Annotated in this window: 11 protein-coding genes; 7 read left to right on the forward strand and 4 right to left on the reverse strand. The window is 43.0% G+C overall.

Going from position 1 to position 8,153, the window contains the following annotated elements:
* From A3735_RS30980 to A3735_RS13900, 6 genes are all read left to right on the forward strand, one after another.
* On the forward strand, positions 1–219 hold a 219-nt coding region (locus A3735_RS30980), incomplete at its 5' end, for a hypothetical protein (RefSeq protein ID WP_197485894.1).
* A 64-nt stretch (positions 220–283) separates the two neighbouring features.
* The gene (locus A3735_RS13880; protein WP_068507084.1) at positions 284–925 is read left to right on the forward strand and encodes a TetR/AcrR family transcriptional regulator; all 642 of its coding nucleotides are present in this window, start codon (positions 284–286) and stop codon (positions 923–925) included.
* Between the two features lie 40 nt (positions 926–965).
* Positions 966–1,496: a L,D-transpeptidase gene (locus A3735_RS13885; protein ID WP_082865388.1), complete on the forward strand. Its 531-nt coding sequence runs from the start codon at positions 966–968 to the stop codon at positions 1,494–1,496.
* Between the two features lie 25 nt (positions 1,497–1,521).
* On the forward strand, positions 1,522–2,547 hold the full coding sequence (gene nagZ, locus A3735_RS13890; RefSeq protein WP_068507086.1) for a beta-N-acetylhexosaminidase: 1,026 nt from the start codon (positions 1,522–1,524) through the stop codon (positions 2,545–2,547).
* Between the two features lie 30 nt (positions 2,548–2,577).
* Positions 2,578–3,705 (forward strand): mechanosensitive ion channel family protein, encoded by a 1,128-nt coding sequence (locus A3735_RS13895; protein WP_082865387.1) that lies wholly within the window; start codon positions 2,578–2,580, stop codon positions 3,703–3,705.
* A 56-nt stretch (positions 3,706–3,761) separates the two neighbouring features.
* On the forward strand, positions 3,762–4,499 hold the full coding sequence (locus A3735_RS13900) for an S-methyl-5'-thioinosine phosphorylase (protein WP_068507088.1): 738 nt from the start codon (positions 3,762–3,764) through the stop codon (positions 4,497–4,499).
* 92 nt (positions 4,500–4,591) lie between these two features.
* Here the strand turns inward: A3735_RS13900 and A3735_RS13905 are convergent, their stop codons facing one another.
* The 4 genes from A3735_RS13905 to A3735_RS13920 form a co-directional block, all read right to left on the reverse strand.
* Positions 4,592–4,801: a hypothetical protein gene (locus A3735_RS13905; RefSeq protein ID WP_068507091.1), complete on the reverse strand. Its 210-nt coding sequence runs from the start codon at positions 4,799–4,801 to the stop codon at positions 4,592–4,594.
* 217 nt (positions 4,802–5,018) lie between these two features.
* Positions 5,019–5,519 carry a YaiI/YqxD family protein gene (locus A3735_RS13910; RefSeq protein WP_068507094.1) on the reverse strand — a complete coding sequence of 167 codons (501 nt, stop codon included), beginning with the start codon at positions 5,517–5,519 and terminating at the stop codon, positions 5,019–5,021.
* A gap of 41 nt (positions 5,520–5,560) precedes the next feature.
* A complete protein-coding gene (locus A3735_RS13915) occupies positions 5,561–6,331 on the reverse strand; it encodes a CsiV family protein (protein WP_068507104.1) in 771 nt (256 codons plus the stop codon).
* Positions 6,332–6,450: 119 nt separating this feature from the next.
* Positions 6,451–6,720 carry a hypothetical protein gene (locus A3735_RS13920; protein WP_068507106.1) on the reverse strand — a complete coding sequence of 90 codons (270 nt, stop codon included), beginning with the start codon at positions 6,718–6,720 and terminating at the stop codon, positions 6,451–6,453.
* Positions 6,721–6,915: 195 nt separating this feature from the next.
* Here A3735_RS13920 and rimO point away from each other — a divergent pair.
* Positions 6,916–8,153, forward strand: a 1,238-nt coding sequence (gene rimO, locus A3735_RS13925; RefSeq protein WP_068638168.1) for a 30S ribosomal protein S12 methylthiotransferase RimO, incomplete at its 3' end; no start/stop codon positions are given.

The following is an 8,153-nucleotide window of genomic DNA, read 5'->3' on the forward strand; positions in this document are numbered from 1 at the left end:
CTAAACTATATGCAAAACAAAAAGACAATTCGTCTGTATTTGTTATTAATGGTTGAAGCTCAAAAGGCCTATAAACGCTTGGAAAAAGAATATCTAGAGAGCCATTTTAAGCATCTTGACCAAGGCTGGGATGACAGAATTGATGAGCTTGAAGCTAGCAAACTTGAACAATCGTTAAATAAGTCGGTAGGCGAGCCTGAGCAGAATCTAAAATCTTGACTTTAAGCTAGATCAAACGTATGTTTCAAACATCTGTTTGGAATATATATACTAAAAGAATTATATGGCTTATACCGAGACTGTTAACCGAATACTTGATGCTGCCGAGGTTCTCTTTGCTGAAAAGGGCTTCTCAGAAACTTCACTAAGAATGATTACGGGCAAAGCCGGTGTCAACTTAGCGGCGGTTAACTATCATTTTGGTTCAAAAAATGCGCTTATCCAGGCAGTGTTTAATCGCTTTCTTGCACCGCTAAATGAGTTAATGGTTGAAGGTCTGCGCGAGAATAACTGGGACAATGAAGGTTGCACACCAAGTATAGAAGATGTTCTAAGGTTGTACACGAGTAGTCTGTTAAAGATACCTACACGCAATAAAAATGGTGTTTCTATATTTATGCGAATGCTTGGCCTTGCTTATACTCAATCACAAGGTCATTTGCGTAAATACTTAGAAGACGAGTATGCAAAAACTTTCTGGCCTTTCTTAAATCTGCTTAAGGATATTACGCCAGAGCTATCGACGGCTGAGCGTTTCTGGAGAACTCAATTTGTTATCGGTGCAACAGCCTTTACAATGTCCAGTATTCAGCAGTTATCTGACATTCTGTCGAATAAGCCGGATTCTGAGGTGGATACAGAAAAAGTCGTTAATTACCTTGTGCCATTTCTAGCAGCCGGATTGAGCGCAGCTCCTGTTAACTGATTTTCTGCTCGCTGCTCATGACATAGGGAGTGTGAAGTGAATGCCGTTTGAACCAGGACTTAGACGCTCGTTAGAGAGTGAATTTTCCCTTTGTCAGCCCAGAATCGAAGTTAATGTAAAGTTACAGCAGCTGACTTTGTTTAATGAAAACAAAGTGGCTCGTTTTAGTGTGTCCACCGCCCTTAACGGAGTTGGACAGTTTAGCGATTCAGGTTGTACGCCTTTAGGTTATCACTATATTCGCGCTAAAATTGGTGCCAATTCTCCTATTAATACGGTCTTTGCCGGGCGTCGCCCAACAGGTGAGATCTACTCAGCTAAGCTTGCAAATAATTTCCCCGAACGAGACTGGATTCTGACGCGCATTATGTGGTTAAGCGGACTTGAGCCTGGCTATAACCGCTTGGCTAAAGTTGATAGTATGAGGCGCTATATTTACATTCATGGCACCCCTGACTCTGAACCAATGGGGCAGCCTTTGTCTCATGGCTGTATTCGGATGCGTAACAAAGATGTAATGGATTTATTTTCTCGTGTTTGTGTCGGGACGCGTGTTTTAATTAAAGAATAGTTTCTTTGATAGAGTAATAGTGAATATGAAGGAAAACAATATTGGCCCGCTGATGCTTGATGTGGCAGGGACTGAGTTGAATGAAGAAGAAAAACAGGTCTTATCTAGTCCGGTTGTTGGGGGAGTTATTCTCTTCTCAAGAAATTACCTGAACCCTGGTCAATTGACTAAGCTAATCTCGGAGATCCGGGAGTGCTCAAGCAATCTTATTATCGCCGTTGATCACGAAGGTGGACGCGTTCAGCGATTTCGCGAAGGGTTCACGCGAATACCGCCAATGAGGTCTCTTGACCGGGTTTATCAAGAGGATAAAGCGCAGGGCTTAAAGCAAGCTTTTGATCTGGGTTGGTTAATCGCGGCAGAGCTAATTGCATTTGATATTGATATCAGCTTTACGCCAGTATTAGATCGCGACCATGGTGTTTCTGAAGTAATCGGCGATAGAGCATTTTCCTGCGATCTTGAGACGATTACTGCTTTATCTTCATCGCTGGTTTCAGGTATGAAAGAAGCAGGCATGGCTTCTACAGGGAAGCATTTTCCTGGTCATGGAGCGGTTGTTGCTGATTCACATCATGAGATCCCGGAAGACAATCGTAGTCTAGAGCAGATCATGCAAAATGATACGATTGTTTTTGAGCGCTTAATCCCATTAGGGCTTGATGCATTGATGCCTGCTCATGTCATTTATAGCCAGGTAGATAATCAACCCGCTGGCTTTTCCAATGTTTGGATGCAGGATATTCTGCGAGGAAAGTTTGGATTTGAGGGGGTTATATTTAGTGATGACTTGTCAATGGAAGGTGCTAGTGTTGCAGGCAGCTATGTCGCGCGTGCAGATGCGGCTTTGTCTGCTGGTTGTGATATGGTGCTTGTCTGTAACAATCCAGATGCTGCGCAAGAAGTGAGGCTGCATTTGGAATCTTTGCTGCAGCAAGGTGATCTAACCGTCGATAATCAAAGACTCAAACGAATGCGCTACCAAGCAAGCAAAAAACTAAGTATCGAAGATGTTAAGGCATCTGAGGTATGGAAGACCTATAACAAATAGCATCTTAATAAAAATTAGGGGTGGGGTAGTATGAATTGGAATATTTTGAATACCTTCTTATTAAATAGCGGGCTCGAAAACTTGCTTGTTCGTCAAGTTGTCGAGATTTCGATTATTCTATTGCTAACCGGTTTGATTAGTTTCTTATCTAAAGTATTCCTTAAGCGCGTTGAAGCGCAGTTTCTTAAAACGCGTAACTTGTGGGATGACACTTTACTTCATTCTTCACGATCACCGATAGCTTTGGTTATTTGGTTACTCGGTTTGTCCTGGATTGCTTATAGTGTTCAGCGTCAATCAGGTGTTGACCTTTCAGTATTTATTAGTAATACGCAACAAATAATCATCGTTTTTTGCCTGGTGTGGTTTGTTGTCCGATTTATTTCGGGCGGCGAGAAGATCGTTGTTTGTGGCGAAAAGATGAAGCAGCCAATGGATGAAACAACAGTTTCGGCTATTGGTAAGTTATTGCGTGCAATTGTTATTATTATTGGCGTATTAGTCGTGCTACAGACCATGGGTTATAGCATGAGTGGTGTCCTAGCGTTTGGTGGTGTCGGTGGTCTCGCCGTGGGCTTTGCTGCAAAGGATCTGTTGGCCAATTTTTTTGGTGGCTTAATGATCTACCTGGATCGACCTTTCAAGGTTGGCGATTGGGTTCGCTCACCCGATAAGGAAATTGAAGGTACTGTAATTAAAATTGGCTGGCGCTTAACCACCATAAAAACCTTCGATAAACGGCCATTGTATGTGCCAAACTCTGTATTTACGAACATATCAGTTCAAAACCCGTCACGTATGAGCCATAGAAGAGTCTATGAAACGATTGGTATTCGATACGATGATGCCGCCGCGCTGCCTCGTATTATTAGCAATGTTAAGGCTATGCTATTGCAGCACCCTGAAATTGATACCACACAAACCCTTATCGTAAACTTTAATGCCTACGCGGCGTCATCCTTGGACTTCTTTATCTACACCTTCACCAAAACAACTGATTGGATTAAATATCATGAAGTTAAGCAGGATGTCTTAATTCGTGTTTACGACATTATTGCAGCCGAGAATGCAGAGATTGCTTTTCCAACCTCTACTTTGCATATGCCAGAGGCCTTACGCATTGAAGGTGAGATAAAAGGGCAATCGCCACAAGACTAATAAGATGATGACTCAATTGGTTAATGACTAGCCTTGAGCTTTAAGTGGGAATTTATATGTTAGGAATTATCGGTGGAACAGGCTTTGGTTCAATGTCGGGTGCTGAGCTTGTAGAGCAGCTATGGCCAAGTACGCCTTTCGGAGAAACCAGTGGCCCAGTTGTGATAAGTGCACTAAACGGGCTTAAGTTTGCGTTCATGGCGCGTCACGGTAATCCTCACCGTATTCCTCCTCATTTGATAAATTATCGTGCCAACCTCTTTGCCATGAAGCAAGCAGGTGTCGATAGAATTATCGCAATTAACGCGGTAGGCGGAATTCATGAAAAGCTCGGCCCGGGTAATCTTTCCATTCCAGACCAAATTATTGATTACACTTATGGGCGTGAACACACTATATATGATGGCATTCATTGCGAAACTGTTGATCATATCGACTTCACCAAGCCGTACTCTGAAACATTGAGAGCAAAACTTCTTCGCTCAGCAAGCGCGGTGTCATTTGATGTCTTGGATGGTGGAGTTTACGGTGCTACTCAGGGGCCGAGATTAGAGTCATCAGCTGAAATACTTCGTTGTAAGGCTGAAGGCTGCGATATGGTCGGAATGACGGGCATGCCTGAAGCTGCGCTAGCAAGAGAATTGGAGTTGGACTATGCCTGTATTGCCTTGAGTGCGAATTGGGCAGCAGGTTTGTCAGATACGCCTATTACAATGGCAGATATAAAAGAGGCAGTTTCGAAAGCGTCAGCACGCGTAAGCGAGCTGATTTTTCAAGATCTGGGAAGTTTATAGTCGAGCAATTAAGCAGCGGGTTCTGTTAGCTGACAATGTGTGTCACACAAATCCCGCTGCTGCAGTTAAGAGGTGGTATTCGGGAATGTTTGTTAGCTTGCTTTCTTAGTTAGTTGGTTTTGATACATTTCTCGAATTTGCTCTGCTGAGTACTTGTCTACAGTTATGTGGTTAAATTCAACTAGGTGTAATGCAGGGGAGCTTGGTAGTTCTTGATCAATTAACTCGGTGCCATTCGAATTTCTTGGCGCTGTATTTTGTTTCGCTAAACGACTTGCTTCTTTAGATGCTTTTGTTGTCATATCAAACCTTCCAGAGAGAAAACTTCTTAAGCGGTACATATAAAATATAAACTACCTTGGCTGGGATTTCACTTAATTTTATTCATAGCCTTAGACTATTAAGTTCTGATTGATAATAAGTATAAGCCCTTTGCACAGAAATGGGAGTGCTTGCGTGTCGCTAATTTGTAGCAGTTTGTAAACGGAAAGAAAGTAGGTGGCTATGCGCAGTGTTGGCTTAGAAGCCCGACTTTTGGAGCCATTGATCCAGGCGATTCGCAAAGGCTTGCCTTTCTTGTTGGCCTAAGGGCGGTGGTCCTCCTGAATGAACACCGCTGGATCGCATTGTCTCCATAAAATCTCGCATATTTAAGCGCGACTTGATGTTTTCCTTTGTATAGAGCTGCCCCCGTGTACCGATAACCTTGGCACCCTTGGTAATTACTTCGTCGGCGAGAGGAATATCTTGAGTGATGACAAGATCATTTTTGTTCGTTTGTTGCACTATCCAGTTGTCTGCAACGTCAAAGCCACTACTAACCTGAATTGACCTTAGAGTCTTGTACTTTGGTAGGGGGATATGCTGATTAGCAACGAACGTGATCACAACATTGGTTCTTTTCGCAGCTTTAATCAAAATGTCGCGAATAACAACCGGGCAGGCATCAGCGTCCACCCAAATAGAAGGTAAAAGGGTGTCAGAAGTTCTGGTTTCATTTGTGCTTGATTTATCGTTCATAATAAGTCGCTAGATAACGCTAATAATAGTAGCTCTATCTGCTAGATCTCGGGCTCTGGCTCTAATTTATTAATGGTGACAATTAAACCGATTGCCGGGTGATCTAAATAATGAATTTCTCCATATTTTAAGCGCCGGCTTTGGTGTAAACGGAATACCTGACTAGGTATCCTGGAGGAAGAGTGCTTGCTTAAAACAATTTCGTCTGGCTTGTATGCTTGTAGCAATGAATCAGTTTTGTGTCGAATAGTGCTGGTCGAAAGTAGCCAGTCGAAAATGTTTCGCTCTGGATAAAACAAAAAACTGGTAAGAAATAAATCTGCTTCGATGTGCATGTATCGGGAACGTTTAATAGTAAGCGTTCCCTCTAGGTGAGTTTCACCATAATAGCTTTCATTTTGAACTACATCGGTCAGCGCAGATATACGAAGTGGGGGTAATGTGCTGCCTGGTTCCATGGCTTGTTGCCAAGCGCCATATTTAATGACGCGTACATCCCTACTTTTATTTAATTTTGAAAGCGCATCATTGAGTTGCATTGATGAACTATCAAGCTGTTCATATTGGAAGTTCGATAAGGTTTCTAAACCTTCGATCAAATGAGTGTATTGTGAATGCCGAGGTGGATTGTAGGGAACAAGATTAAACTTTCTATTCGCTTCGACATGCCCCTGGTGAGTAAAGAGAATGTATTCTACCTGGAATATTTCTTCGCTGAAATCTTCAGCATAAGCATGGTTAATCGTGAAAGACAAAAGAAATAGCGCGAGTATTCGAAAACAGAGCTTGTAGAGAGTATTCAATGTTAACACGTGCGTAAAAGCCTCACCTTCTTACAGGTTGGAGTGAAATTAGCTGAATACTACCATTCTCATTACTTAAAGCCAGAGAAATTTAAGCCTTGAATCCAAACCTTTCGAAAAGAAATGAGCTAGAAGAAATCACCGATGTAATTATTGAGTACGTCACCTTTTTGCACCTTTGGTTTGTCTGTACTCATGTCTACAGGTTTTTCTGTAGGCTCTACCGCTTCGGTAGGCGAGTGTGCCACAAATGCGGGGAGCTCGCTTGCTAAACTACTTTTCGTGGTGTGAACATGGTTAGCACCCTCTAAAGCAGTCACGCGGTAATAGTAACGCCCGCGATATGCTGCAAGGAAAACTAAGCAAAGTGTTAACAGTTCGAAAAGGTGAATGAGCATAATTGTAAGTTGGTACTCTAAGCAATATGTCAGTGTCTGCGTAAAAGTGAAGCGGTATTCTATTGAATAACGTGCATCAGATCAGCTAATTATAGTTGATTTTACAACTATTTTAAATTTGTGGCTGTGTTTTGGGCTTGTTAGTGAGGTGTGGTAATATCCGCGCCAAATTAATGGGGTTGAGGTTGGTAAGTTATGAGCGAAGAACAAGGTCAGAAACGTGTAGGGTTCGTTAGTCTGGGATGTCCAAAGGCTTTAGTAGACTCTGAGCGTATATTGACCAAATTAAAGCTTGAAGGTTACGAAGTCGCCCCAGAATATGATAATGCGGATGTTGTGGTCGTAAATACTTGTGGTTTTATTGACTCTGCCAAGCAAGAATCACTCGATGCGATTAATGAAGCGATGCGCGAGAATGGTAAGGTCGTTGTCACCGGGTGTATGGGCAAGGGGAGTGACGCAGAGCAGATAAAGAGCGCTTTCCCTGAAGTGTTAAACGTTAGCGGACCGGCCGATTATGAAAGCGTAATGGGCGCTGTTCACGAATATGCTCCCCCGTCGAAAGAACAGGAAACGCACTATAGTGACAGGGTGCCTGCTCAAGGCATCAAATTAACACCTAAGCATTATGCTTACCTTAAAATCTCGGAAGGATGTAACCATCGCTGTAGCTTTTGTATTATCCCTCATATGCGCGGAGATTTGGTAAGTCGCCCAATTTCTGAAGTTATTGAAGAGGCCAAACGCTTGGTAGAAAGTGGTGTAAAAGAGCTTCTTGTTATCTCTCAAGATACAAGCGCCTACGGTGTCGATGTTAAATATAAGCTCGATTTTATGGAAGGCCGGGCTCACGAAACACGTATGCAAGACCTCGCTGTTGCGCTAGGAGAATTGGGTGTATGGGTAAGAATGCATTACGTTTATCCTTATCCTCATGTTGATAAACTGATCCCCTTAATGGCAGAAGGAAAGATTCTGCCGTATTTGGATATTCCCTTCCAGCACGCTAGTGCAAAAATACTAAAAGCAATGAAACGTCCTGCGCACAGCGAGAAGGTCATCGATCGCATTCGTTCCTGGCGCGAGATATGTCCTGAACTTACGATAAGAAGCACCTTCATTGTTGGTTTTCCGGGTGAAACAGAGCAAGATTTTCAGGAGCTATTGGACTTTTTAGAAGAGGCCCAGTTAGATCGTGTAGGTTGCTTTACGTATTCTCCTGTAGAGGGCGCGCCAGCAAACGTCTTGGCGAATCAGGTCCCCGAAGAAGTGAAGGAGAGTAGGCACAAAAGGTTTATGGAAAAGCAGGCTGAGATTAGTGCCGAACGTTTGCGAGCAAAGGTTGGTTCATTGCAATGGGTGATCATTGACGAAGTGGTTGAAGAAGGCGCGGTAGGTAGGAGCTCAGCAGACGCACCTGAAATAGATGGTAA

It is taken from the genome of Oleiphilus sp. HI0061 (assembly GCF_001635675.1).

Excerpts from the sequence above, each read along its gene's own strand:
- A3735_RS13885 (WP_082865388.1), top strand. The coding sequence starts at position 966 with ATGCCGTTTGAACCAGGACTTAGACGCTCGTTAGAGAGTGAATTTTCC.
- A3735_RS13910 (WP_068507094.1), bottom strand. The coding sequence starts at position 5,519 with ATGAACGATAAATCAAGCACAAATGAAACCAGAACTTCTGACACCCTT.
- A3735_RS13905 (WP_068507091.1), bottom strand. The coding sequence starts at position 4,801 with ATGACAACAAAAGCATCTAAAGAAGCAAGTCGTTTAGCGAAACAAAAT.
- A3735_RS13895 (WP_082865387.1), top strand. The coding sequence starts at position 2,578 with ATGAATTGGAATATTTTGAATACCTTCTTATTAAATAGCGGGCTCGAA.
- A3735_RS13900 (WP_068507088.1), top strand. The coding sequence starts at position 3,762 with ATGTTAGGAATTATCGGTGGAACAGGCTTTGGTTCAATGTCGGGTGCT.
- A3735_RS13880 (WP_068507084.1), top strand. The coding sequence starts at position 284 with ATGGCTTATACCGAGACTGTTAACCGAATACTTGATGCTGCCGAGGTT.
- A3735_RS13920 (WP_068507106.1), bottom strand. The coding sequence starts at position 6,720 with ATGCTCATTCACCTTTTCGAACTGTTAACACTTTGCTTAGTTTTCCTT.
- nagZ (WP_068507086.1), top strand. The coding sequence starts at position 1,522 with ATGAAGGAAAACAATATTGGCCCGCTGATGCTTGATGTGGCAGGGACT.